Annotated in this window: 18 protein-coding genes; 9 read left to right on the forward strand and 9 right to left on the reverse strand. The window is 68.9% G+C overall.

Features of this window, described 5'->3' with window-relative positions; translation table 11 throughout:
• Positions 1–68: 68 nt before the first annotated feature.
• On the reverse strand, positions 69–812 hold the full coding sequence (locus PSQ40_RS20285; RefSeq protein WP_273953706.1) for a PepSY-associated TM helix domain-containing protein: 744 nt from the start codon (positions 810–812) through the stop codon (positions 69–71).
• A gap of 427 nt (positions 813–1,239) precedes the next feature.
• Between PSQ40_RS20285 and PSQ40_RS20290 the strand changes: the two genes are divergently transcribed.
• From PSQ40_RS20290 to eda, 3 genes are all read left to right on the forward strand, one after another.
• Positions 1,240–1,785 carry a phasin family protein gene (locus PSQ40_RS20290; RefSeq protein WP_273953707.1) on the forward strand — a complete coding sequence of 182 codons (546 nt, stop codon included), beginning with the start codon at positions 1,240–1,242 and terminating at the stop codon, positions 1,783–1,785.
• A gap of 216 nt (positions 1,786–2,001) precedes the next feature.
• Positions 2,002–3,825, forward strand: a complete 1,824-nt coding sequence (edd, locus tag PSQ40_RS20295; RefSeq protein WP_273953708.1) for a phosphogluconate dehydratase — start codon at positions 2,002–2,004, stop codon at positions 3,823–3,825.
• Positions 3,816–4,469 (forward strand): bifunctional 4-hydroxy-2-oxoglutarate aldolase/2-dehydro-3-deoxy-phosphogluconate aldolase, encoded by a 654-nt coding sequence (eda, locus tag PSQ40_RS20300; protein WP_273953709.1) that lies wholly within the window; start codon positions 3,816–3,818, stop codon positions 4,467–4,469. Before edd ends, eda begins: the two co-directional genes overlap by 10 nt.
• A 227-nt stretch (positions 4,470–4,696) precedes the next feature.
• Here eda and gloA read toward each other — a convergent pair whose 3' ends face one another.
• Both gloA and PSQ40_RS20310 read right to left on the reverse strand, forming a co-directional pair.
• Complete coding sequence (gloA, locus tag PSQ40_RS20305) at positions 4,697–5,107, reverse strand: lactoylglutathione lyase (RefSeq protein WP_273953710.1); 411 nt, start codon at positions 5,105–5,107, stop codon at positions 4,697–4,699.
• A gap of 57 nt (positions 5,108–5,164) precedes the next feature.
• The gene (locus PSQ40_RS20310) at positions 5,165–5,761 is read right to left on the reverse strand and encodes a PaaI family thioesterase (RefSeq protein ID WP_273953711.1); all 597 of its coding nucleotides are present in this window, start codon (positions 5,759–5,761) and stop codon (positions 5,165–5,167) included.
• A gap of 51 nt (positions 5,762–5,812) precedes the next feature.
• Between PSQ40_RS20310 and PSQ40_RS20315 the strand changes: the two genes are divergently transcribed.
• Positions 5,813–6,325, forward strand: coding sequence for a MarR family winged helix-turn-helix transcriptional regulator (locus PSQ40_RS20315; RefSeq protein ID WP_273953712.1), 513 nt, complete (start codon positions 5,813–5,815; stop codon positions 6,323–6,325).
• A gap of 21 nt (positions 6,326–6,346) precedes the next feature.
• Here PSQ40_RS20315 and PSQ40_RS20320 read toward each other — a convergent pair whose 3' ends face one another.
• Positions 6,347–7,159 (reverse strand): SDR family NAD(P)-dependent oxidoreductase, encoded by an 813-nt coding sequence (locus PSQ40_RS20320; protein WP_273953713.1) that lies wholly within the window; start codon positions 7,157–7,159, stop codon positions 6,347–6,349.
• Positions 7,160–7,407: 248 nt separating this feature from the next.
• Between PSQ40_RS20320 and PSQ40_RS20325 the strand changes: the two genes are divergently transcribed.
• Positions 7,408–8,772 (forward strand): MFS transporter, encoded by a 1,365-nt coding sequence (locus PSQ40_RS20325; protein ID WP_273953714.1) that lies wholly within the window; start codon positions 7,408–7,410, stop codon positions 8,770–8,772.
• 24 nt (positions 8,773–8,796) lie between these two features.
• Here the strand turns inward: PSQ40_RS20325 and PSQ40_RS20330 are convergent, their stop codons facing one another.
• A complete protein-coding gene (locus PSQ40_RS20330) occupies positions 8,797–10,530 on the reverse strand; it encodes an IlvD/Edd family dehydratase (protein WP_273953715.1) in 1,734 nt (577 codons plus the stop codon).
• 190 nt (positions 10,531–10,720) lie between these two features.
• Here PSQ40_RS20330 and PSQ40_RS20335 point away from each other — a divergent pair, with 190 nt between their 5' ends.
• Positions 10,721–11,482 carry a FadR/GntR family transcriptional regulator gene (locus PSQ40_RS20335; protein WP_273953716.1) on the forward strand — a complete coding sequence of 254 codons (762 nt, stop codon included), beginning with the start codon at positions 10,721–10,723 and terminating at the stop codon, positions 11,480–11,482.
• A gap of 242 nt (positions 11,483–11,724) precedes the next feature.
• Positions 11,725–12,120 (forward strand): cupin domain-containing protein, encoded by a 396-nt coding sequence (locus tag PSQ40_RS20340; RefSeq protein ID WP_273953717.1) that lies wholly within the window; start codon positions 11,725–11,727, stop codon positions 12,118–12,120.
• Between the two features lie 59 nt (positions 12,121–12,179).
• Here PSQ40_RS20340 and PSQ40_RS20345 read toward each other — a convergent pair whose 3' ends face one another.
• Both PSQ40_RS20345 and PSQ40_RS20350 read right to left on the reverse strand, forming a co-directional pair.
• Positions 12,180–13,271, reverse strand: coding sequence for an endonuclease/exonuclease/phosphatase family protein (locus PSQ40_RS20345; protein WP_273953718.1), 1,092 nt, complete (start codon positions 13,269–13,271; stop codon positions 12,180–12,182).
• 85 nt (positions 13,272–13,356) lie between these two features.
• Positions 13,357–15,171, reverse strand: coding sequence for a DEAD/DEAH box helicase (locus tag PSQ40_RS20350; RefSeq protein WP_273953719.1), 1,815 nt, complete (start codon positions 15,169–15,171; stop codon positions 13,357–13,359).
• A 233-nt stretch (positions 15,172–15,404) separates the two neighbouring features.
• Here PSQ40_RS20350 and ettA point away from each other — a divergent pair, with 233 nt between their 5' ends.
• Positions 15,405–17,066 carry an energy-dependent translational throttle protein EttA gene (gene ettA, locus PSQ40_RS20355; protein WP_273953720.1) on the forward strand — a complete coding sequence of 554 codons (1,662 nt, stop codon included), beginning with the start codon at positions 15,405–15,407 and terminating at the stop codon, positions 17,064–17,066.
• A gap of 114 nt (positions 17,067–17,180) precedes the next feature.
• On the forward strand, positions 17,181–19,997 hold the full coding sequence (locus PSQ40_RS20360; RefSeq protein ID WP_273953721.1) for a DUF1631 family protein: 2,817 nt from the start codon (positions 17,181–17,183) through the stop codon (positions 19,995–19,997).
• Positions 19,998–20,033: 36 nt separating this feature from the next.
• On the opposite strand, the gene PSQ40_RS20365 is transcribed toward PSQ40_RS20360, so the two are convergent.
• Complete coding sequence (locus PSQ40_RS20365; RefSeq protein WP_273953722.1) at positions 20,034–21,563, reverse strand: TAXI family TRAP transporter solute-binding subunit; 1,530 nt, start codon at positions 21,561–21,563, stop codon at positions 20,034–20,036.
• Positions 21,564–21,566: 3 nt separating this feature from the next.
• The gene (locus tag PSQ40_RS20370; RefSeq protein ID WP_273953723.1) at positions 21,567–22,787 is read right to left on the reverse strand and encodes a P1 family peptidase; all 1,221 of its coding nucleotides are present in this window, start codon (positions 22,785–22,787) and stop codon (positions 21,567–21,569) included.
• Positions 22,788–23,048 lie beyond the last annotated feature (261 nt).

Genomic DNA, 23,048 nt, shown 5'->3' on the forward strand with positions numbered 1-23,048 from the left:
CGCAGGCGAGCCTGGGCCGGGTTGCGGGGGGCGAGGGCGCGAGGGCGGGCGGTGGGCCCGCTCGGGTGTCAAAGCCGGGGCAGGACGCAGCCCAGTGTGATCAGCAGCGAAGCGCTGAAGATGCCCACGCCGACGGCGCGCCGTCGGTTCATTTGCACCCACAGCACCAGGCCCGACAGCGACAAGAAGATCATGCTGCCCGCCAGCGCATCGACCAGCAGGATCCAGGGTACGCTCATGCCCGTGCCCTTGTGCAGGTTGTTGAGCGTGGCCAGCACGCCGTTGTGGGTGGTCGTCACGCCCACCGAGCGGTTGCCTTGCCAGTACTCCACCTGCACCAGTGCGTTGGGGCCGCCAAAGTTGAACTGCCAGCGTTCGGGCTGGCGCAGCACCGGGCCCGGGGCACTCTTGTCGGTCCAGGGCACTGGGCGGCTGGGGTCGACCCGGATGTGGTTGGGCCCGCGGTCGAGGTCGAGCGCCGACTGCAACCACTCGGCCATCGCCTCCTGGGTGGCCGGCACGGGGTCGGGCAGGGTGAGCTGCGACTGCTCCCGCACCTGGGCCACCGGGGGCAGCTTGAGCACCGAGCGGTGGTTCAGCCAGATGCCGCTGAGCCCGAACACCAGGCCCAGCACGGCCCCCCATAGGCCGATCCAGCCGTGGGTCTTGCGGGTCCATTGCACAAAACTCGCGTAGCGTGAGCGTGCCGTGCGCTGTGGGGCCGCCGGGCGGCTGGGGACGTCAGATGGGGCGGGGCGGCCGCTGGGCGGCGACAGGTCGGCGGTGGTGGCCGTGCGGGAGGCTGTGGTCATCGGAAAGGAGCAGGGCGCTGAGGCATCAAAAAGGAGGCTCGACCGCCGCGTGCGGTTGGGGCTGGTCGGTCGGGCGGGCCCAGTGAAAGGCCAGAGGTGCATCTTAAATGAGAATTAATCGCATGTGTTTCCTGGCTTCAACGGCGGGTAAGTGCCGGGCAAATCTTCAGCAAATCTCCGGCAAATTCCGGCTGAAACGCCTGCCTGTGGGCGCGATGGCGGCCTGAGGTGGTCGGTGAACGGGGGGAAGGGGGTGAACGGCGCTTTGTGACCGCCGAATGACCTGCCTCAAAAATATTTGCTGCAGCGCAACAAAAAACACTTGCAAAGCGTGGCGATGGTCCTAAGATAGGACCCATGCTGCACTGCAACATCTCTCGGCAAGAGGGTTGACGCAACGGCCCCTTTATCAACTCAGGAGCTTTTCATGACCCAATTCAACGCCGACCAATTCATCGCCGCCAACAAGGCTGCCGTCGCCGACTTCAGCGCTTTGGCCGTCACCGCCTTCGCCGGTTTCGAGAAGCTGGCCGAGTTCAACCTGGCCACCGCCAAGAACGCCTTGACCGAGTCGCTGGACTCGCTGCAAGCCGTCACCAGCGCCAAGACCCCGCAAGACGTGCTCGCCGTGCAGGCCGCATTGGTGCAGCCCCTGGCTGAAAAAGTGGCTGCCTACAGCCGCACCGTCTACCAGATCAGCAGCGAAACCGGCGCTGAACTGAGCAAGTCCACCGAAGCCAAGCTGGCCGAAGCCCAGAAGACCGTCACCAGCGCCTTCGACGGCCTGCTGAAGAACGCCCCGGCCGGCAGCGAAGCCTTTGTGTCCGCTTTCAAGAGCGCTGTGACCACCGGCCAGCAAGTGCTGGAATCGGCCCAAGCCTCGGCCAAGCAAGCCCTGGCCCAAGCCGAAGCCAATGTGGCCACCGCCACCGACGCCGCCGTCAAGGCCGCCAAGACCGCTGCCAAGAAGTAAGTGAGTCGCTGCAGGGCCTGGGGCCCTGCGCAGGACCGCCACAAGCCCCGCTGATGCGGGGCTTTGTCGTTGGGGGTGGCGCTGGGCCAGTGCCCGGCGGCCCCAAGCCTGGCATGACCGGCTCCGCAACAAGTTCGTACCCGTTCTGTAACCTCACGGGGCGCCGCTGGCGCTGGTTCGCGGTTACCATACGGATGTAATTTTGTTACGGATCCCATGACACTCCACCCCACGGTTGACGCGGTGACCCGCCGCATTCGCGAACGCAGCGGCCCCACCCGCAGCGCTTACCTCCAGCAGATCGACCAGGCGGCCCGCCGCACCCGGGGGCCAGACCGCATGGGCTGCGCCAACGTGGCGCACGCCTTTGCCGGTGTGCCCAGCGATGACCGCTTTCGCATCGTGGCCGAGAAGGCGCCCAACATCGGCATCGTCACGGCCTACAACGACATGTTGTCGGCGCACTCGCCGTTTCAGCATTACCCCGACCTGATCAAGGCCGAGGCGCGGCGCCTGGGCGCCACCGCCCAGGTGGCCGGTGGCGTGCCCGCCATGTGCGACGGTGTGACCCAAGGCACTGAGGGCATGGAGCTGAGCCTGTTCAGCCGCGACGTGATCGCCTTGGCCACCGCGGTGGCGTTGAGCCACGACATGTTCGACGCCACGCTGATGCTGGGTGTGTGCGACAAGATCGTCCCGGGCCTGCTGATCGGCGCGCTGCAATTTGGTCACCTGCCGACGGTGTTTGTGCCCGCGGGGCCGATGACCTCGGGCCTGTCCAACGGCGACAAGGCCAAGGTGCGCGAGCAGGCGGCCCAGGGCCTGGTCGGCCGCGAGGCCTTGCTGGACGCCGAGATCAAGGCCTACCACGGCGAAGGCACCTGCACCTTCTACGGCACCGCCAACAGCAACCAGATGCTGCTCGAAGCCATGGGTCTGCACGTGCCGGGCACCGCCTTTGTCAACCCGGGGCAGGCGCTGCGCGCCGAACTCACGCGCGAAGCCACGCGCACCGTGCTGGGCATCACCCGCGCACGCCGCTTCGCGCCGATTGGCCAGCTGGTGGACGAGCGCTGCATCGTCAACGCCATGGTGGCCCTGCTGGCCACCGGGGGCTCGACCAACCACCTGATCCATTGGGTGGCGGTGGCGCGGGCCGCCGGCATCGTGATCGATTGGGACGATTTTTCGGCCCTGTCCGATGTGGTGCCCCTGCTGACCCGTGTCTACCCCAATGGCAGCGCCGATGTGAACCAGTTCCAGGCCGCTGGCGGCCCGGGCTTTGTCATCCGCGAGCTGCTGGACGCCGGCCTGATGCACGAAGACGTGCTGACCGTGCGCCCGGGCGGCTTGCGCGAATACACCCGCACACCCACGGCGGCCGATGACGGCGTCACCCTGCAATGGCAGGACATCGGCGCCAGTGGCGACCTCAGCGTGGTGCGCCCGGCGCAGGAGCCCTTCAGCGCCACGGGTGGCCTCAAGCTGCTGCAAGGCCCGCTGGGGCGCAGCGTGATCAAGGTGTCGGCGGTGCCCGAGGACCGCCATGTGCTCGAAGCCCCGGCCCGCGTGTTCGACTCCCAAGAGGCGCTGCAAAACGCCTTCAAGGCAGGCGAACTGGACCGCGACGTGGTCTGCGTGGTGCGCTGGCAGGGCCCGCGCGCCAACGGCATGCCCGAACTGCACAAGCTGACCCCGCCGCTGGCCGTGCTGCAAGGCAAGGGCTACAAGGTGGCGCTGGTCACCGATGGCCGCATGAGCGGCGCGTCGGGCAAGGTGCCGGCCGCCATCCACGTGTCGCCCGAGGCGCTGGCCGGCGGCCCGCTGGCCAAGGTGCAGGATGGCGACATCGTGCGCCTGGACGCGGTGAGCGGCACCCTGGACGTGCTGGTCGATGCCGCCACCTGGGCGGCCCGCCCGCTGGCCCAGATCCCCCCCGAACTGCAGGCTGCCAACGCGGCTGGCTGCGGCCGTGAACTGTTTACCGGCATGCGTCGCCATGCCCTGACCGCTGAAGAAGGAGCCTGCACATGGCTGTGAAACCCTTGCCCACCCCCTTGCGTGCCATCGACGTGATGCTGGACGCGCCGGTGATCCCGGTCATCGTGCTGAATGACGTGGCCCACGCCGTGCCCCTGGCCCGCGCGCTGGTGGCCGGCGGCATCCGCATGCTGGAGGTGACCCTGCGCACCCCCCAGGCCCTGGCCTGTATCGAGGCGATTGCCCGCGAGGTGCCCGAGGCCGTGGCCGGCGCCGGTACCCTGCGCAGTGCCGCCGACGCCCAGGCGGCGTTCAACGCGGGCGCCCGCTTCGGGGTCAGCCCCGGTTACACCAGCGCGCTCGGCCAGGCCTGCCGCGACCTGCAACTGCCCCTGCTGCCTGGGGTGGCCACGGGCAGTGAAATCATGGCCGCGATGGCGGACGGGCTCACCGAGCTGAAGTTCTTCCCGGCCCTGCAGGCCGGTGGGACGGCCATGCTCAAGGCGTGGTACGGCCCGTTTGGCGACATCCGCTTCTGTCCCACCGGGGGCGTGAGCCCGGCCAATGCGGCTGACTTCTTGGCGCTGCCCAATGTGGCCTGTGTGGGCGGCTCGTGGTTGACCCCGGCTGATGCCGTGGCCGCCGGCGACTGGGGCCGCATCGAGGCCCTGGCGCGCGAAGCCAGCCAGCTGAAGCGCGGCTGAAATCGCGGCTGAGGCCGGACTGGCCGCGGCCAGCCCCGCCAAAAAACAAAACCCGCTCCAGGCCTGGCCAGAGCGGGTTGGGTCTGGGCGATCCGAGCCTGCGGTGGGACTGCCGAGCCGGGGCCGGGCAGGGCGGCCGGGCCACCCGCGCAGCGGTTCTACCAGTGCCGCCGGTGCCCTGCGCGGGGCGGCGCACACCGCTGGCGCGCCCGTGCGGCGAATGCCGCTCAGCGCAGGCCCTTGCCGTCTTCGAATTCGGCGCGCTGGATCAGTTCGATCTTGTAGCCGTCGGGGTCGGTGACGAAGGCGATCACGGTGGTGCCGCCCTTGACGGGGCCGGCTTCCCGCGTGACGTTGCCGCCGGCGGCCTTGATCTTGGCGCAGGCGGCCGCCGCGTCGGGCACGCCCAGGGCAATGTGGCCATAGGCGGTGCCCAGTTCGTAACTTTCCACGCCCCAGTTGTAGGTCAGCTCCAGTTCGGCGTGCTCGGGGTTCTTGCCGTAGCCCAGAAAGGCCAGCGAGTACTTGTACTCGGGGTTCTCCGAGGTGCGCAGCAGCTGCATGCCCAGCACCTGGGTGTAGAAGTCAATCGAGCGCTGGAGGTTGCCAACGCGAAGCATGGTGTGCAAAAGCCGCATGTCGTGTCCGTGGGGTGTCAAAAATCGAAAACGCTATTTTGCGGCCAGGGCGCGGTTTCAGCCTGGCGGCAGGTCGAACACCAGGCAGGTTGTGGTGGCATGGGCATACAAGGTGCCGTCCGGCCCCACCAGGCGGGCTTCGGCCGTGGCCAGCTGGCGGCCGCAGTGAATCACGCGGCCTTCGGCACGCACCCGCTCGACCTTGGGGGTCAGTGCCTTGACCAGGTTGATGCCCAGCTCGGCTGTGGTGTAGCCGCGGCCTGGCGGCATGCGGGTGTGCACCGCGCAGCCCAGGGCCGAATCCAGCAGCGTGGCGAACCAGCCGCCATGCACCGTGCCCATGGGGTTGAAGTGCTGCGGGCCCGGGCGGCCCTGGAACACGGCCACGCCCTCACCGATCTCGAGCAGCAAAAAGTCCAGCGTCTGGGCGATCGGGGCAAAGGGCAGTTCACCGCGCAGCATGGCCTGCATCATTTCGAGGCCGTTCTTCTGGCCAATCTGGGCCCGGCTGGCCACACCGGGGCCCACGCCTTGTTCCAGTCGCTGGCGCACCGTGGCTTCTTCGGCCAGCCAGCGTGGCAGTTCGGAGGGCCGGGCGGCGGTGCGCGGCGTGTCGGTGGAGGGGGAGGCGGTGGTGGCAGGGGTGGCGGACATGGGCGGTGAAGTGATGAATGTGTGGGCGATTATTGCAGTTACAATCGAACCATGCCCAGCCCCGAAATCACCGCCGATGTCCCCGTCGCGACAGCCCAGCCCCGGGGCTGCACCAACTTCAAGCTGCGCTCCCTGACGCGCCAGGTCACGCAGCGCTACGACGCCGAACTGAGCAAGGCGGGCCTCAAAGGCACGCAGTTTTCGCTGCTCAGCTGCGTCGACCGGCTCGGGCCCATCCAGCCTTCCGAACTGGCGCACACCATGTCGATGGACGCCTCCACGCTGACACGCAACCTGCGGCCGCTGCTGGACGCCGGTTGGTTGCTGCTGGGCCCCGGGCAGAACGGGCGCAGCCGCTTGGTGCACATCACCGAGGCCGGGCGGCTCAAGCGGCAAGAGGCGCGGGCCCGCTGGCGCGAGGCCCAACTGAGCCTGAACGCCTTGCTGGGCGAGCCCGTGGTGGTGGCCTTGCACGCCCTGCTCGACGACAGCCTGCTCAAGCTCGAGGCGGCCGCCGAAGGCCAGGATGCCACGCCCGACCCGGACGCCGACCCCCGTTTTTGAGGCCCCCCGGGCGGACGGGCCTCAGGCCGCCACGGTGTAGTTGAGCGTCATGCGGCCGCCGTCGGCCACCACGATTTCGCCGGTCACGTAGCTCGACGCATCGCTGGCCAGCCAGGCCACCACATCGGCCATTTCCTCGGGCGTGCCCAGGCGCTTCATGGGCGTGCGGCTCATGATGCGCTGGCGCGCTTCGTCACTGGTCAGCACGGCCTGCGCCGCCAGTTCGGTGGCGATGGTGCCCGGTGCCACGGCGTTGACACGGATGCCCTGGTCGGCCAGCGCCAGGGCCATGACGCGGGTCAGCTGGTTGATGCCGCCCTTGCTGACGTTGTAGCTGGCGATGGTCGGGATGGTCAGCACGCCGTTGACCGAACTCATGTTGATGATGGCGCCCCGGCTGCGCGGGTCGTCGGCCGGCAGGCTGGCAGCGGCGCGCACCATCTCGCGGGCCACCGCCTGGCCCACCAGGAAGGCGCCTTTGAGGTTGACGCGCAGCACGGCGTCAAAGTCGGCCTCGCTGACCTCCAGAAAATCGGCGGCTTTGAAGATGCCGGCGTTGTTGACCAGGATGTCGATGCGCCCAAAAGCCTGCACGGTGCGCGCCACCAGGGCGTCCACCTGGGCCTTGTCACCGACGTCGCAATGCACGTAGACGGCACCGGTGGCGGCGGCCAGTGCCTGGCCACGTTCGTCGGCCACGTCGGCGATCACCACCTGGGCGTTTTCGCGCACGAAACGGCGCACGCAGGCTTCGCCGATGCCTTGGGAGCCACCGGTGACGATGGCCACGCGGCCTTGCAGGCCAAAGGAAATGGGGGAGGGAGTAGTGCTCATGCCGGGATGCTATCAGCCCGCCCGTATGGGCTGGTGCCTTCGCCCCCCGCCCGCGGCGGTGTCGGCTTGCGGGTAAGCCCTGAGGGGCTTGTGTTTGGCGGCGGTGTGCCGGGGGTCAGTGGTCAAAACCACACTCGCTTACAGCCAGGGCCGCGGCGGCAGTGGATGCTGCGGCCGTTCGCTCCTGGATTCAAGGGGTGCTGGCAGGAGCGGACTTTTGCCCGAGCACCCGCCCCCGGAGACACGACATGGCTTCCATTGCAACGGCGGTCCACGCACCGCCCCAGACCGGCTCCAGCCCCGCGGGGGCGGACGCCCTGTACCGAAAGATCAGCTGGCGGCTGATGCCCCTGCTGCTCATCTGCTACATGGTGTCGTACCTGGACCGCATCAACATCGGTTATGCCCAGTTGCAGATGAAGGAAACCTTGCCCTTCAGTGACACGGTGTACGGGCTGGGCGCCGGCATCTTCTTCGTGGGCTACTTCCTGTTCGAGGTGCCCAGCAACCTCTTGTTGGTGCGCTTTGGCGCGCGCAAGACCTTGCTGCGCATCATGCTGTGCTGGGGCGTGGTGGCGGCCGCCATGATGTGGGTCAGCACCCCAACCCAGTTTTACGCGGCGCGCTTTCTGCTGGGGGTCTTCGAGGCCGGGTTTTTTCCCGGCATCATCCTGTACCTGACCTTTTGGTACCCGGCGCCACGGCGGGCGCAGATGATCGCCATCTTCATGTCGGCCACCACGGTGGCGGGGGTGATTGCCGGGCCGCTGTGTGGCGCCATCCTCAAGTACATGGACGGCCTGGGCGGCTTGCACGGCTGGCAGTGGCTGTTTGTCGTGCAGGGTTTGCCGGCGTCGGTGCTGGGGGTGGTGGTCTACCTTTACTTGCAGGACCGGCCCGACGAGGCGCACTGGCTGGCCGCGTCGGACAAGCAAATGCTGCGCGAGCAACTGGCGCAGGAACACCCGGCCGATCCCCACGCGCCGGGCGTGGCGCGCCAGTTGCTCAGTGACCCGCGCATCTATGCCCTGTCGCTGTTGTACTTCCTGCTGCTCGGGGCCACTTATACGATGACGTTCTGGGTGCCGACCCTGGTGCAGAGCTGGGGCGTCAAGGACCTGCTGCTGATCGGTGTGTGCACCGCCATTCCGAACCTGTTCGGGATTGTCGGCATGGTGTTGATCGGTCGCAGTTCGGACCGGCTGCGCGAACGCCGTTGGCACTTCGCGGGCGCGGTGCTGCTGGCCGCCCTGTGCCTGGGCGTGACCACCCTGCTCAAGGGGCAACTGGTGGCCTCGGTGGCGGCCTTGTCGGTGGCGCTGATCGGCATTGCCGCGGCCACGCCGCTGTTCTTCACGGTGCTGACCGAACGCCTGTCCCCCGCGGCCTCGGCCGCGGGCATCGCGCTGGTCAGCAGCCTGGGCAACCTGGGCCCCGCCGTGAGCCCGAGCCTGGCGGGTTACATCACCAGCCGCCACGGGCCCGACTACAGCATTTACCTGGTGATGGCGCTGTACCTGGGCGCCGGGGCCTTGATGCTGCTGTGCGTCCGGGCGCGCCCCGCGGGGGTGTCGCGGGCCGTGCCGCAGCCGAGGGGGGCTGCAGCGTCCTGACGAGGGCCGCGCGGGCGCCCGGGGTCAGTGGTTGTCCTTGGGCACAAAGGCCCCGCGCTTGCCGACCAGAAAATCCAGGTCCACCCCTTCGTCGGCCTGCAGCACATGGTCGACATAGAGCTTCCAGTAGCCCGAGTTCAGCGGCGGGGGCGGGGCGGTCCAGCCGCTGAGGCGGCGCTGCAACTCCTCGTCACTGATCAGCAACTGCAGGCGGCGCTCGGGCACGTTGAGCTCGATCAGGTCGCCGTTTTGCACGATGGCCAGCGGGCCGCCCGCCGCAGCCTCGGGCGTGGTGTGCAGCACCACGGTGCCGTAGGCGGTGCCGCTCATGCGCGCGTCGCTGATGCGCACCATGTCGGTGATGCCTTTGCGCAGCACCTTCGGGGGCAGTGGCATGTTGCCCACCTCGGCCATGCCGGGGTAGCCCTTGGGGCCGCAGTTCTTCAGCACCAGGATGCAGTGTTCGTCGACGTCGAGGTTCTCGTCGTCAATGCGGGCGTGGAAGTCGTCGCTGTTCTCGAACACCACCGCGCGGCCGGTGTGCACCATCAACGCGGGCGTGGCCGCGCTGGGTTTGATGACGGCCCCGCGCGGCGCCAGGTTGCCGCGCAGGATGGCGATGCCGGCTTTCTCCTTGAAGGGCTCGGCTACGGCCTTGATCACCCGCGGGTCGTGGTTTTGGGCGTCGGCGAGGTTGTCGGCCACGCTGCGTCCGCTGACCGTGATGAGGTCGCGGTGCAGCAGGTGCTGGATCTCCTTCATCACCACCGGCAGGCCGCCCGCGTAGCAGAAGTCCTCCATCAGGTGCTCGCCCGAGGGCTGCAAGTTCAGGATGCAGGGCAGTTCGCTGCCCAGGCGCTCAAAGTCGTCCACGGTGAGCTTCAGGCCCAGCCGGCCCGCGATGGCGATCAGGTGGATCACCGCGTTGGTCGAGCCGCCAATCGCAGCCAGGGTGCGGATGGCGTTCTCAAACGCCTCCATGGTCAGCACTTGGGAGATGGTCTGGTCGCTGTGCACCATCTCGACAATGCGCCGCCCTGCGTGGCGGGCCAGCACATTGCGCCGACCGTCCACGGCCGGGTAGGCGGCGTTGCCGGGCAGGCCAATGCCCAGGGCCTCGACCATGCAGGCCATGGTGCTCGCGGTGCCCATGGTCATGCAGTGGCCGTGGCTGCGGTGCATGCAGCTCTCGGCCTCAAAGAAGTCAGCCAGCTTCAAGGTGCCGGCGCGCACCTGTTCGCTCATGCTCCACACGCCGGTGCCCGAGCCCAGTTCCTGGCCGCGCCATTTGCCGTTGAGCATGGGCCCGCCGCTGACGCCGATGGTGGGCAGGTCCACGCTGGCCGCACCCATCAGCAGCGAGGGCGTGGTCTTGTCGCAGCCCATCAGCAGCACCACCCCATCGAGGGGGTTGCCGCGGATGCTTTCCTCGACGTCCATCGAGGCCAGGTTGCGGTACAGCATGGCGGTGGGGCGCAGCAGGGTCTCGCCCAGCGACATCACCGGGAACTCGAGCGGAAAGCCGCCCGCCTCGTACACACCGATCTTGACCTGCTCGGCCAGGGTGCGGAAATGGCTGTTGCAGGGCGTCAGCTCGCTGAAGGTGTTGCAGATGCCAATCACCGGGCGGCCGTCGAACTGGTCGTGTGGCACGCCCTTGCCCTTGACCCAGCTGCGGTAGGCAAAGCCGTCCCGGTCCTGGCGTCCAAACCATTGCTGGCTGCGAAGTTCTTCGGGCTTTTTGCGCGGTGGGGTCATGGAGGGTCTCCGAGGGCTTGGGGTGGATGGGGCAGCGGCTGACTGCTTTTCTTTAAAAACATCTTATCGTATGATGATTGAGTCACACATCAGGAAGTGCCCCAAGTCGTCGATCGACTGACTTGGGGCGCGACCGGCAGCGCCGCTTTGCGCTAGGCTAGGGTTTTGTTTGCACGGCACCATCCTCCCCATGAGCACCCCCAGCCACCGGTTCAAAAACGTCCATGGCAACACCTTGGACCACCTGGGTGAAGCCATCCTGTCGGGCCACTACGCGGTCGGCGCGGCCTTGCCGGCCGAGCCGGTGCTGTGCGAATCACTGGGCGTCAGCCGCACGGTGGTGCGAGAGGCCATCAAGTCCCTGGTGGCCAAGGGCCTGATCAGCACCGGGCCCAAGGTGGGCACCCGCGTCTTGCCCGAGGCCGAATGGAACTGGTTCGACCCCGATGTCATTGGCTGGCAGTCCCGCGCGGGGCTGACGCCCGAGTTCCTGCGCGACCTGCAGGACCTGCGGCGCGTGGTCGAACCCGCCGCGGTGCGCCTGGCCGCCGAACGCTCCACCCCCGAGGACCTGGCCGAACTCGAGACCGCTTACGCCGGCATGAAGCGCGCGGTCGACCAGGGCGGCGACTACATCAGCCACGACCTGCTGTTTCACCAGGGGCTGTTGCGGGCTGCCCACAACCGCATGCTGGCGCAAATGAGCAAGGCCCTGAACGCCTTGCTGCGCACCAGTTTTGAGATTTCATCGTCGCGCCAGGACGGTGCCAGGCGCTCTTTGCCGCAGCACCGCGCGGTGCTGGATGCCGTGGTGGCACACGACCCGGACGCGGCCGAGCGCGCCATCCTGGTCTTGATCCACGGCGCCACGCAGGACATCGAGCATGTGCTGGGCTCGCGCCAGCGCCTGCCGCAGCTGGACCAGCCGGCGTCCCAACTCAGGGGCGAATGAAGCGTCACGGGCTTCCGAGGGGGCCGTGACGGCGCGGGCCGAACGGGACCGCAGCAGGACCGACGAGGGGGGCCTCGGGGCCGGGGGAAAGGGGGGAGGAAGGGTGAGAGAACGGTGGGAGAAGGGTAAGCCGAAGGGCAGGGCCAGGCCCTTGGGGCCGGTTCGGTCGCACCGGTCGGCCCCTACAATCAGCCGTCCCAGGCGGCTCCGCGTCGCCTCCCTTTCTCTGACCGGTTGATGGCATGTCTTCAGAATTTCCCCATTTCACCCGCGTGGTGCTGTACACGGGCGCCGATGGCCGCGCCGGCTTCCGCGAGGAAGCACTGCCGCTGACCGAAGGCAAACCGGCGGCGCGCCTGAGCCCGTTTGCAGCGGCCCAGGGCTACCAGCTGCGCCACAGCCCGGTGGGCTTTCGCAGCGATTTCCACTGCACCGGTGAGCCGCAGTGGGTGTTCATCCTGCAAGGACAGATGGAGATCGGCGTGCAGGGTGGTGTCTCGCGGGTGTTTGGCCCGGGTGAGCATTTCTACTCGGCCGACACCTTGCCGGCAGGCGCCACCTTTGACCCGACGGTGCACGGCCACTGGAGCCGCCAGGTCGGTGACGAACCGCTGGTGACCTTGTTCCTGCGCGACTGACCGGCCGCCCCCCGCGCCAGGCGAGGCCCTGGCTGGGGGCTTGCGCGCCGCTGGCCTGCTCAGGCCGACGGGGCGACGGGGCCGTTGTTCGCGTCGCTGTTGACGTGGGCCTGGGGGTGGCCGATGTCCGGCAGGCGCAGCCGCAGCAGGGCGCGCACAAAGCCGTGGTCGGACCGCGTGCGGCTGTGCCCTTCGTTGAGGTGGTCGGTGAAGTACTGGATGCGCCGCACATCGCCAAGGCTGAAACGCCCCTCGGCCAGAAAGCCTTCGCTGACCAGCACCTGGTCCAGCACCTCAGGGCGACCTTGGTGGATGTGTGAATAGGCCACATCGCGCCGGATGGCCATTTCGCTTTGCACATCGTAGGCGTTGAACAAGGCCAGGCGCCGTGCCGCGCGGTCGTAGGCCACTTCGCCGGTGGCGGCCACCAACTGGGTGGTCACGCTGTGCGGGCCGTCGTTGAAGTCCCCCACCACGATCAGGGGGGTGTCGTCGCTCTCGTTGAGCAGGTCCACCACCAGGCCGCGCAGCGCAGCGGCTTCGGCGCCGCGCATCATCAAGGAGCGCAAGCCCGCGAGGGCCTTGACCTTGGGATCGTCCCGGTCTTCGAGCGGTCGCCCCTCGGCGTCCATCAAGAAGCGCGGGCGCTTGGATTTGAGGTGCACATTGAGCAGGCGCAGCCGCTGCCCATGCTTCATGCGCAAGGTGGCCAGCAGGGGCGGGCGCTCGAACTGGCCGTGCACGCCGCAACCGGGGATGTCCAGCGCCTGGGGCAGGGCAAAGTCGGTCAGGGAGCGCAAGTCCTCGAGGACCAGCCGGGTGGCCAGGCCCAGCCGGGGCGTGCCGCTGGCCCCCTGCTGCTGGGCGTTGTTCTCAGCCCCGGGGGCGTGCACTTCGGGGTAGCGCAGGCCGCTGCGTCGGATGGCGGCCTTGAAGGCTGCCTCGTCCCACACCTCCTGCACCGCCAACAGGTCGGCGTTGAGGGTGGCAAAACGCTCCCCCAGCCAGTCGATCTTGCGCTCGAACTCATGCTGGGTGTAGGCGTCTTGCTGGGCGTAATACACCCGCCCGGGGTTGGCCAGGTTCAACAGGTTGCAGGTCGCCACCGTGAGGGTGGCGTAGCGGCTGCTGGGGCCTGCGGGCGGGCGCATCGCTCAGGGGGCCGATCGGGTCGGGGGCCGTGTCGACAGGTTGAATGCCAGGTTAAGGCTCAGAGGGGCGAGGCCGACGGGCTGATCAGCGCCCGAAGGAGCGACCGCCACCCGAGCGGCCACCGCCACCAAAGCCACCACCGCCGCCGCCGGAGCGACCGCCGCCGCCACCGCCGTAGCCGCCACCACCGCTGCGGCCTCGGCCACCGCGGCCGCGCTCGGCCATCATGTCGACGCTGGTGCGCATCGGGTCGGGCTGGCCCACCGGGGTGCTGCGCGGGGGCGCCGCGCGGCCGGTCAGCGTGGCCAGAGCGGCCGAGGCGTCATGGCGCACACCGGCCTGGCTGTCCTGGCGGTCGAAACCACCCGAACGCGGACCGCGGTTGCCACCGCCATTACCGCCACCGTTGCCCCCATTGCCGCCCCCCGGACCGCGTGCGGGACGCGGGCCCTGGCCGCGGTGGGCCCCTTCAAAACCTTGGCCTTCGCGGGCCGGCTTGCTGCGCGGGGCTGGGCCGCCGCGGCCGCCTTGGCCACCGCCATTGCCGCCGCCACCGCCGTTGCCTTGCGAGGCGCCCCGGCCGCCGCCTTGGCCCGACGAACCGCCCTGGCTGGCCTTGTTGTCGCGGATGCGTTGCATCATCTCGGCGCGGGCGGCCTTGGCCGCAGCGGCCATGACTTCACGGCTCGGCGGCTTGCCAGCGCCGCCCCAGATGGTCTGGCGGCCCATGGCGATGGGTTCGGCGCGTTCGCCGGGTTCGGGACCGAAACCGTCGATCACCTTGACCTCGATGGTTTGCTTGGTGAAGCGCTCGATGTCCTGCATGAAGCCTTCTTCGTCCAGGCACACCAGGCTCACGGCTTCGCCGCTGGCGCCAGCGCGGCCGGTGCGGCCGATGCGGTGCACGTAGTCTTCGCTGACGTTGGGGATTTCGTAGTTGACGACGTGCGGCAGCTCGTCGATGTCGATGCCGCGGGCCGCGATGTCGGTGGCCACCAGGGCGCGGATGTCACCGGTCTTGAAACCCTGCAGGGCCTGCGTGCGGGCGCTTTGGCTCTTGTTGCCGTGCAGCGCCATGGCCTTGATGCCGTTCTTGGTCAGGAACTCGGCGACGTTGTTGGCACCGAACTTGGTGCGCGTGAAGACCAGCACCTGGCTCCAGTTGTGTTCCTGGATGATGTGGGCCAACAAGGCCTTTTTCTTGCCGCGGCCCACCGGGTGGATCACCTGGCTGATGCGCTGCACCGTGGTGTTGCGCGGCGTGACCTGGATGCTTTGCGGGTTCTTCAGCAGGGTGTTGGCCAGGTCGCGAATCTCGTCGCTGAACGTGGCCGAGAACAGCAGGCTCTGCTTCTCGCGCGGCACCAGGGCCAGCACCTTCTTGACGTCGTGGATGAAGCCCATGTCGAGCATGCGGTCGGCTTCGTCGAGGATCAGGATCTGCACGCTGGACAGGTCCAGGTGACCTTGTTGCTGCAGGTCCAGCAGGCGGCCCGGGGTGGCCACGAGGATGTCCACGCCGCGCTTCAGGGTGCTGATTTGCGGGTTCATGCCCACGCCGCCGAAGATCACGGCCGAGCTCAGTTGCAGGTACTTGCCGTAGTCACGCACCGATTCTTCGACCTGGGCCGCCAGTTCGCGGGTCGGGGTCAGCACCAGGGCGCGCACGCCCACGCCGCCGGTGCGGTTGGTGGCGCTGCGGCTCATGCTGAGCTTGTGCAGCACGGGCAGGGTGAAGGCGGCCGTCTTGCCGGTGCCGGTTTGGGCGCCGGCCAACAGGTCGTGGCCTTCGAGCACGGCGGGGATCGCCTGGGCTTGGATCGGGGTCGGGTTTTCGTAGCCTTGTTCGCGAACGGCTTTGAGAATCGCCGGGGCGAGGTTCAGATCGTCAAAAGTCATGGTGTGGTGCCCTTGCCGGGCACTGGGGTATCGGCCTGTCCCGGGTGCTTGGAGCACCAGGCCAGTCAAGGCAGATGAGCTTCAGGGTAGGTCGGACAAAGGCTTGAAAAACGCCCCTCCGGCCCGCAGCAGATTGCTGATGTTGCGAGTTACTGGAGACCGCAACGGCAATCATTGTCGCATGAGTCGATAATCACGGTCTGCATCGCCTTTTTTTTCATTCAAAGTAGAACATGGCCCAATACGTTTTTTCCATGAACCGCGTCGGCAAGATCGTGCCGCCGAAGCGACAGATCCTGAAGGACATCTCGCTGAGCTTCTTCCCGGGCGCCAAGATCGGCGTGCTGGGTTTGAACGGCTCGGGCAAGTCCACCCTGCTCAAGATCATGGCTGGCATCGACAAGGAAATCGAAGGCGAAGCCATCCCCATGGCCGGCCTGAAGATCGGTTACCTGCCGCAGGAGCCCCAGCTGGACCCCGAGCAAACCGTGCGTGAATCGGTCGAAAGCGGCATGGGCGAAATCAAGGCCGCCCAAGCCCGCCTCGAAGAGGTGTACGCCGCCTACGCCGAAGAAGACGCCGACTTTGACGCCCTGGCCGCCGAGCAGGCCAAGCTCGAGGCCATCATCGCCACCGCTGGCGACGCCTCGGACCACCAGCTCGAAATCGCCGCCGACGCGTTGCGCCTGCCGGCCTGGGACGCGGTGATCGGCAAGCTGTCGGGCGGTGAAAAGCGCCGCGTGGCCCTGTGCCGCCTGCTGCTGTCCAAGCCCGACATGCTGCTGCTCGACGAACCGACCAACCACTTGGACGCCGAATCGGTCGACTGGCTCGAACAGTTCCTGGCCCGTTTCTCGGGCACCGTGGTGGCCATCACCCACGATCGCTACTTCCTGGACAACGCGGCCGAGTGGATTCTCGAACTCGACCGTGGCCATGGCATCCCGTACAAGGGCAACTACAGCACCTGGCTGGACCAGAAGCAGGCCCGCCTGGAGTCCGAGCAAAAGGGTGAAGAAGCCCGCGCCAAGGCCCTGAAAAAGGAACTGGAATGGGTGCGCCAGAACGCCAAGGGCCGCCAGGCCAAGAGCAAGGCCCGTATCGCCCGCTTCGAGGAACTGAGCGATTACGAATACCAGAAGCGCAACGAGACGCAGGAAATCTTCATTCCTGTGGCCGAGCGCCTGGGCAGCCAGGTCATCGAGTTCAAGGGCGTCAGCAAGTCCTTCGGTGACCGCGTGCTGATCGACAACCTGAGCTTCAACATCCCGGCCGGCGCCATCGTCGGCATCATCGGCCCCAACGGCGCCGGCAAGTCGACGCTGTTCAAGATGATCGCCGGCCGCGAGCAGCCCGATTCGGGCGAAGTCGTGATCGGCCAGACCGTCAAGATGGCCTATGTGGACCAGAACCGTGACGAGCTGGCCAACGACAAGACCGTCTGGGAAGACGTGTCCGGGGGCCTCGACATCCTGACCGTGGGCAAGTTCCAGATGGCCAGCCGCGCTTACTGCGGCCGCTTCAACTTCAACGGCGGCGACCAGCAGAAGAAGGTCGGCATGCTGTCGGGCGGTGAGCGTGGCCGTCTGCACCTGGCCAAGACCCTGATCGCGGGCGGCAACGTGCTGCTGCTGGACGAACCCTCGAACGACCTGGACGTCGAAACCCTGCGCGCGCTCGAAGACGCACTGCTCGAGTTCGCCGGCACCATCCTCGTGATCAGCCACGATCGCTGGTTCCTGGACCGCATCGCCACCCACATCCTGGCCGCCGAAGGCGACAGCCAGTGGACCTTCTTCGACGGCAACTACCAAGAGTACGAAGCCGACAAGAAGAAGCGCCTCGGTGAAGAAGGGGCCAAGCCCAAGCGCGTGCGCTTCAAGGCGCTCAAGTAAGCGGCAAAAAGCTGGAACAATGGTGGGTCCTCGGACCCGCTTTTCACGGGGCCCGAGGGCCCCGTTGTCGTTGTTGGGGTGTCCGGTCAACGTCCTCTTGTCCAAGCTTTTGCCATGAGCCCACACGCGTCCAGTCCGCCGCCGTCTGCCCTGCACCAGGAATGCATCGAGGACGCCCGCCGCGAAGCCCGCCTGCTGATCGAGAAGCTGGTGGACTACACGCGCCACCAGCTGCGCGAACGTGAAGGCACGCTGCGCCAGGTCAGCGAGCGCAACAGCGTGAGCGCGGCCATCGACCAGCTCAACCGCAGCCAGGCCCGCCTGATCGACGGTTTTGTCAGCCAGCTCGGCCGCAGCTTTGCCGGGGCCCATGCGCCGTCGCCCGAGGCGGGCAAGCGGCAGTCGCTGATGTCGCTGCGCTTTGACCAGCTTGAACTGATGGACGAGCACCAGGTGCAAAGCCGGGTCGAGCTGGCGCGCGCGCAGCAGATGACCCTGCACGCGGTCGAAGCCACGCTGCCCGAGCTCAATGCCCTGACCTGCGCCTTGCAGGGCCTGCCCAATGTGATGCCCGACCGCAACCCGTTCCGGCCCGAGGTGTACCTGCGCGCCCTGCAAGACGCGATGGAAGCCGCCGAGGTCACGCCCGCGGTGCGCATGGCCTGGATCCAGCAGATGTGCACCTTGCTGGGCAAGGAACTCAACGGCTTTTACGGCTTCCTGAACCACAAGCTGCGCGAGCGCGGCGTGCGCCCGGCCGACTACACGGTGCTGCAGGCGGGCGAACAAACCAGCCGTCCGCTGTATGTGCCCGAGGTGATCGAACCCGCCAGCCTGCCCCGTGCCGAGCCAGCACCGGCCACGCCGATGGCGTCGCGTGCAGCAAGCACTTCGGCGGGCCGACCGCTGTCGGTGCCGCCACCGCCCTGGGCCCAGGCCGTGACCAGCCCACCGACCCCGGCCCCCGCGGGCGCGGAGGGGCTGGGCAGGCGCCAGGGCGGGCCCAAGCCGGTCGCGCCGGCGGATTTGGCGGCCCCTATGGCGGGGGCCCCCTTGCCACCGCTGTACCTGGACGACAGCCTCGCGGTGCCCGCGCTGCCCGAAGGCACGGTGCTCACCGTGGACCGCTTGCGCCAGTTGCTGGGCAACGAAGGGGGGGCGTCGCGCCGCCGGACCCAGGCCGAGCCTGCCGCGGCGGCACCGGTGTTGTTGCCATCGTCGCGGCTGGAGGCGTTTGCCCAGCAGTTTGAGCGCCAGTTCGAGCTGCGCCAGACCCAGGAGGACGCCCAGCAGAGCGATTTCCAGACCACGCTGCCCGCGGCCTTTGACGCGCTCGACAGCCCGCAGGACGTGGAGCAGGTGCTGCAGCGCCTGGCCCAGCGCCAGCCGGGCGGCCCCCCGAGCAGCGCACCGATCACCGTGCAGGCCTTGCGCCAGCAACTGCGGCAGCAGGGGCAGGACGTGGGCCAGGTGGTGGCGCTGGAGGTGGTCACCCTGATGATCGAGAACATCGTGCGCGACCAGCGCCTGCTGGGTCCCTTGCGCCAGGCGGTGCGCGACCTGGAGCCTGCGCTGGCGCAGCTGGTGGTCAATGATGTGCGCTTTTTCAGCGACAAGGCCCACCCCGCGCGCCGCCTGCTGGACGCGCTGACTCAGCGCAGCCTGGCGTTTGAGGCCGAGACGGCGCCGGGTTTTGAGGTCTTCATGCAGCCGGTGCGGCGCGTGGTGCGTGTGCTCAGCGAGGCCCCCATCGAAGGTGCTGCGCCCTTTGACGTGGCACTCAAGGAGCTGGAGCGCGCCTGGAACGAGCACCGCGAGGCCGAGCAGCGCCAGCGCGAACGCGCCGTCAAGGCCCTGATGCACGCGGAACAGCGCAACCTGCTGGCCGGGCGGCTGCGCCAGGACCTGCGCGCCATGCCCGAGCTGGGCACCGCCTCGCCCGAGGTGCGTGACTTCTTGCTGGGCCCCTGGTGCCAGGTGATGGCCGAGTCGCGCTTGGGCGAGCGGGCCTCGGAGGCGGACCCCGGCCAGTACCAGGCCCTGGTCAGCGAACTGCTGTGGAGCGCCAACCCCGAGCTGGCGCGGCAAAACCCGGCCCATTTGACGCACTTGATCCCGGCCTTGCTGGGCCGCCTGCGCGAGGGTCTCAAGACCATCGACTACCCGCCGCTGATGACCAGCGCCTTCCTCGAAAAGCTGATCGTCTTGCACCAGGCCGCGTACCGTCGACCCGCCGCCCCGGCGGCTGCGCCCGCGCCGGGCCAACGGCCCAGCGCGCCGGCCTCTGCACCACCTTCTGCACCAACTTCTGCACCAACTTCTGCGCTCCCTTCTTCTGCACCTTCTTCGGCACCCGCGGTGGCATCCATGGTGGCTCCCCCGTCGGCACCGGCGGCGGCGGTGTCTGGCAGCGCGGTGGCCGGGCCGGGCGGGGCGGTCGCCCCGGTTGCGTCACCGCCCCCAGCCCCTGGCGCGGCCTCGCCGCCGGCGGCCACAGCGCCGTCGCCCTCCAGCGACCCGATGTTCGACGAGCAAGACGCCGACTGGCTGGCGCCGAATGAGGCGCGGATCTCGGGCTTCCTGAGCTTGCCGCCCGAGGCCGAGCCTTCGGTCCCGGCCCCCTTGGACCCCGGGCCGGTGACCCTGGAGCTGGGGGCCTGGGTCGAGCTGTTCAACGAGGGCGTGTGGCGCCGTACCCAGCTCAGCTGGGCCAGCCCGCATGGCACCTTGTTCCTGTTCACCCGGCCCGATGGCAGCACCCAGTCCATGACCCGGCGCATGCGCGACCGGCTGATGAGCGAGGGCCACCTGCGGGTGCTGGCCGACCAGCCGGTGGTGGCCGGTGCGCTCGACGAAGTGGCCCGCACGGCCTTGCGCAACACCGTGGCCGAAGACCGCCCCGCGCCGCCGGACCCGGGCCCCGTGGTCTGAGCCAGTCTGGTGCCTGCGGGGCGCGCCGGCCCAGGCTCAGGCCTTGGGCGGCGGCTGCGGTGCTGGCGCCGCCGTGCCGGGCGCATCGACGGCGCTGGCGACAGGCGCGTGCACAGGCGTCTGCACAGGGTCGTGCGAAGGGGCGTGCGAAGGAGAATGCAGGGCGCTTGCGGTGTCGACTGGTGCGGATGCAGCGAACCCGGTGGCCGCCGCGCTTGGACCGCCCCCCGCCGGGCCGCCTTGCAGGCGCCGCCGCACCCATTGCAGGTGGCTGCGCAGCGCGTACAACTCGTTGGTGTAGGACAGCGGCAGGTGGATCAGCGTGACCTGCTGCTCGACCTCGTCGAGCTCCAGCAGCAGTGCGCTGGGGGTGGCGTCGCCCTTGTCGAGGCGGGCCTCGATGTCACGCAGGCGGCCGTACCAGCGGAACACGCGCGAGCGCACCCGGAAGGTGTAGAGCGGCGGGATCACCCGGCTCAGCGGCAGCACGATGGCCAGGATCACGCCCAGCGCCAGACCCATGCGCTGCACCAGGTTGGCGAGCCAGAACGGCAGGTGGCGCTGCAGCCAGGACGGCCCCTCGGTGTAGGCGCGTTCAGCCTCGCGGCTCAGCGGCAGTTCGTTGTGGTTGAGGTTTGGAAACTCGGCCGCGCGGTTGAACCAGCCGGCGTTGCTGTGCAGGCTGCGGGCGGTCTGGGCGAACAGCTGCTGCAAGGCCGGGTGGGTGTCGGCGCGGGCCAGCAGCGAGGTGGTGGACGCCACCAGCCGCACATCGCGTGCCGGCAGGTCGCGCGACAGGTCCACCACGCCACGCGGCAGGGTCACTGGCGTCAGGTAGGGAAAGCGCCGCCCATAGGCCTCGCTTTGCGCAAACGCCATCAGCTGCACGCCCGGGGTTTGCAACAGCATCTGCACGATGGGCGACTCCGGTGCCGACACGAAGGCCACCACGTCGAGTTGGCCGCCGAGAAACGCCACGGTGGCCGGTGTCTGGGCCAGGTGGGACAACTTCAGGGCACTGGGCTCCAGCCCATTGGCCTTGAGCAACTGGCCCATCAGCGCTGGTGCACCACTGCCCTGGGCGCCCACGTTGACGCGCAGGCCGCGCAACTGGGTCAGTGCGGTCAGCGGCCGGTGCGGGCCGTCAACGGTGTAGGAGGCCGGGCGGTAGAACACCCACAGCGGCTCCATGAACAGGCTGCCCAGCGACAGCAGTTCCTCATCGGCTTCGTCGGGGTGGGCGGTGGCGGTGCCGCCTTGCACAAAGCCGAAATCGGCTTGACCTTCGGCCAGCAACTGCAAGTTGGCGGCCGAGCCGTCGGACGGCAGTAGCTTGACTTCGATGCCCTCGCGCGCCAGCGCGTCGGCGTAGACCTTGCCAAAGCGCTCGTAGGCACTTTGCGCGGGCCCGGTGGCCAGGGTCACCTGACGCGGTGGTGCGGGGTTCAGCCACCAATAGGCCAGGCCCAGCAGCAGCACGGGCAGCAGCGCGATGGGGCCGGCCGACAGCAGCAGGTCGCGCAGGTTCAGCAGGTAGTAGCGCAGGGTGCGGGAGAGCTTGGACATGGCTCAAGCCCGGCGGGTGCGGCGCATCAGGTCGGGCGCCAGGTCGGTGACGGGCGCTGGGCTCAGGTCCAGCGCGGCGGGCAGGTGCAGGCCCTCGGCCGTGCGCAGGCCCTGCGCGGCCAGCACGGCGCGCACCGTGGCGCGCGCCATGGCTTCGGCGGCCATGGTGGCCAGCACCATCATGCCGGGCGACTGCGCGGCGCGGCCGGTGGCCAGGGCGAACACGGTGTCGCCGTCGGACTGGGTGTGCACCGGGTTGATGCTGCGGGCCAGCCCGTCCTGCCCGGCCACGGCCAGGCGTTGGGCCTGGGCCTTGCTGAGCGGCGCGTCGGTGGCGATCACGCCCAGGGTGGTGTTGGTGCCGGGCAGCAAGGGTTTGGGCGCCTCGCCGCGCAGCAGGGCGCGGCGCGTGTCCAGCAGGCGGCGCCCGTTGGCGCTGCGCGCCCCGGCCACCACCCGGCCGGTGTCGGGGTCCAGCACATCGCCCAAGGCGTTGCAGGCCACCAGCGCGCCGACGGTGACGCCGTCCACGGTCACCGAGGCGGTGCCGATGCCGCCCTTCATGGCGCGCTGGATGCCAAAGATCTTGCCCACCGCGGCGCCGGTGCCCGCGCCGACGTTGCCCTCGGCGGGGCGGCGCGGGCTGGCCGCGGCGCAGGCCGCGTAGCCGGCGGCCGCGTCGGGGCGGATGCGCATGTCGCCAACCAGCAGGTCAAATAACACCGCCGAGGGCACGATGGGCAGGCGGCCCACGCCCACGTTGAAGCCCACGCCCTGTTCCTCCAGCCAGCGCACCGCGCCGCTGGCGGCGTCCAGGCCCCAGGCGCTGCCGCCCGCCAGCAGGATGGCGTGCACCTGCTGCACCAGGTTGGCCGGGTCCAGCAGGTCGGTCTCGCGTGTGCCGGGGGCCGCGCCCCGCACATCCACACCCGCCACGGCGCCTTCGCGCGCCATCACCACGGTGCAGCCCGTGGGGCGCCGCGGGTCGGTGAAATGCCCAACCTCGATGCCCGCCACGTCGGTGATGCTGCCCGGGCCGCGCCGCCTTGGCGAGCGGGCCGCTGGCGTACTGGCCACCGGGGGCTCAACGTGGGCGGACGGCGTGGGGGCCTGGGCGCTGCGCGCGCGCGCGGGCTTGGGCGCCTTGGACGTGGTGGCGGCTCTGGCGGTGGCCCGGGGGGGCATGGGGGATGCGGGGGCGGCGGTGCGGGGGGCTTTGGGCATGGTCGGCAGTGTGAGCGGGGCGGGGCGTTTCTGCGGCGCAGCGGGACAGACACCGGGGGCGCTGCCGCACGAGCCGTGCGCCGATTATGGGTGCAGCACGGGCCTGGCGCTGGCACCGATGTGGCACCGATGTGGCACGGACGCCGCCTCGCCTCGCTTGCCGCCGCGCCGGGGGGAGGACGCTGCGGCCGACCGCCGGCCCGGGTTCATGGAAGCTCGCCATGTGGGGCACCGGCCCCTGGGGTGACCCAGCCCACCGGC

This window comes from Curvibacter cyanobacteriorum (assembly GCF_028649475.1).
Taxonomy (GTDB): domain Bacteria; phylum Pseudomonadota; class Gammaproteobacteria; order Burkholderiales; family Burkholderiaceae_C; genus Curvibacter; species Curvibacter cyanobacteriorum.

Bases quoted from the DNA above. Each gene is read 5' to 3' on its own strand.
- PSQ40_RS20285 (WP_273953706.1), bottom strand. From the start codon at position 812: ATGACCACAGCCTCCCGCACGGCCACCACCGCCGACCTGTCGCCGCCC.
- PSQ40_RS20290 (WP_273953707.1), top strand. From the start codon at position 1,240: ATGACCCAATTCAACGCCGACCAATTCATCGCCGCCAACAAGGCTGCC.
- edd (WP_273953708.1), top strand. From the start codon at position 2,002: ATGACACTCCACCCCACGGTTGACGCGGTGACCCGCCGCATTCGCGAA.
- eda (WP_273953709.1), top strand. From the start codon at position 3,816: ATGGCTGTGAAACCCTTGCCCACCCCCTTGCGTGCCATCGACGTGATG.
- gloA (WP_273953710.1), bottom strand. From the start codon at position 5,107: ATGCGGCTTTTGCACACCATGCTTCGCGTTGGCAACCTCCAGCGCTCG.
- PSQ40_RS20310 (WP_273953711.1), bottom strand. From the start codon at position 5,761: ATGTCCGCCACCCCTGCCACCACCGCCTCCCCCTCCACCGACACGCCG.
- PSQ40_RS20315 (WP_273953712.1), top strand. From the start codon at position 5,813: ATGCCCAGCCCCGAAATCACCGCCGATGTCCCCGTCGCGACAGCCCAG.
- PSQ40_RS20320 (WP_273953713.1), bottom strand. From the start codon at position 7,159: ATGAGCACTACTCCCTCCCCCATTTCCTTTGGCCTGCAAGGCCGCGTG.
- PSQ40_RS20325 (WP_273953714.1), top strand. From the start codon at position 7,408: ATGGCTTCCATTGCAACGGCGGTCCACGCACCGCCCCAGACCGGCTCC.
- PSQ40_RS20330 (WP_273953715.1), bottom strand. From the start codon at position 10,530: ATGACCCCACCGCGCAAAAAGCCCGAAGAACTTCGCAGCCAGCAATGG.
- PSQ40_RS20335 (WP_273953716.1), top strand. From the start codon at position 10,721: ATGAGCACCCCCAGCCACCGGTTCAAAAACGTCCATGGCAACACCTTG.
- PSQ40_RS20340 (WP_273953717.1), top strand. From the start codon at position 11,725: ATGTCTTCAGAATTTCCCCATTTCACCCGCGTGGTGCTGTACACGGGC.
- PSQ40_RS20345 (WP_273953718.1), bottom strand. From the start codon at position 13,271: ATGCGCCCGCCCGCAGGCCCCAGCAGCCGCTACGCCACCCTCACGGTG.
- PSQ40_RS20350 (WP_273953719.1), bottom strand. From the start codon at position 15,171: ATGACTTTTGACGATCTGAACCTCGCCCCGGCGATTCTCAAAGCCGTT.
- ettA (WP_273953720.1), top strand. From the start codon at position 15,405: ATGGCCCAATACGTTTTTTCCATGAACCGCGTCGGCAAGATCGTGCCG.
- PSQ40_RS20360 (WP_273953721.1), top strand. From the start codon at position 17,181: ATGAGCCCACACGCGTCCAGTCCGCCGCCGTCTGCCCTGCACCAGGAA.
- PSQ40_RS20365 (WP_273953722.1), bottom strand. From the start codon at position 21,563: ATGTCCAAGCTCTCCCGCACCCTGCGCTACTACCTGCTGAACCTGCGC.
- PSQ40_RS20370 (WP_273953723.1), bottom strand. From the start codon at position 22,787: ATGCCCAAAGCCCCCCGCACCGCCGCCCCCGCATCCCCCATGCCCCCC.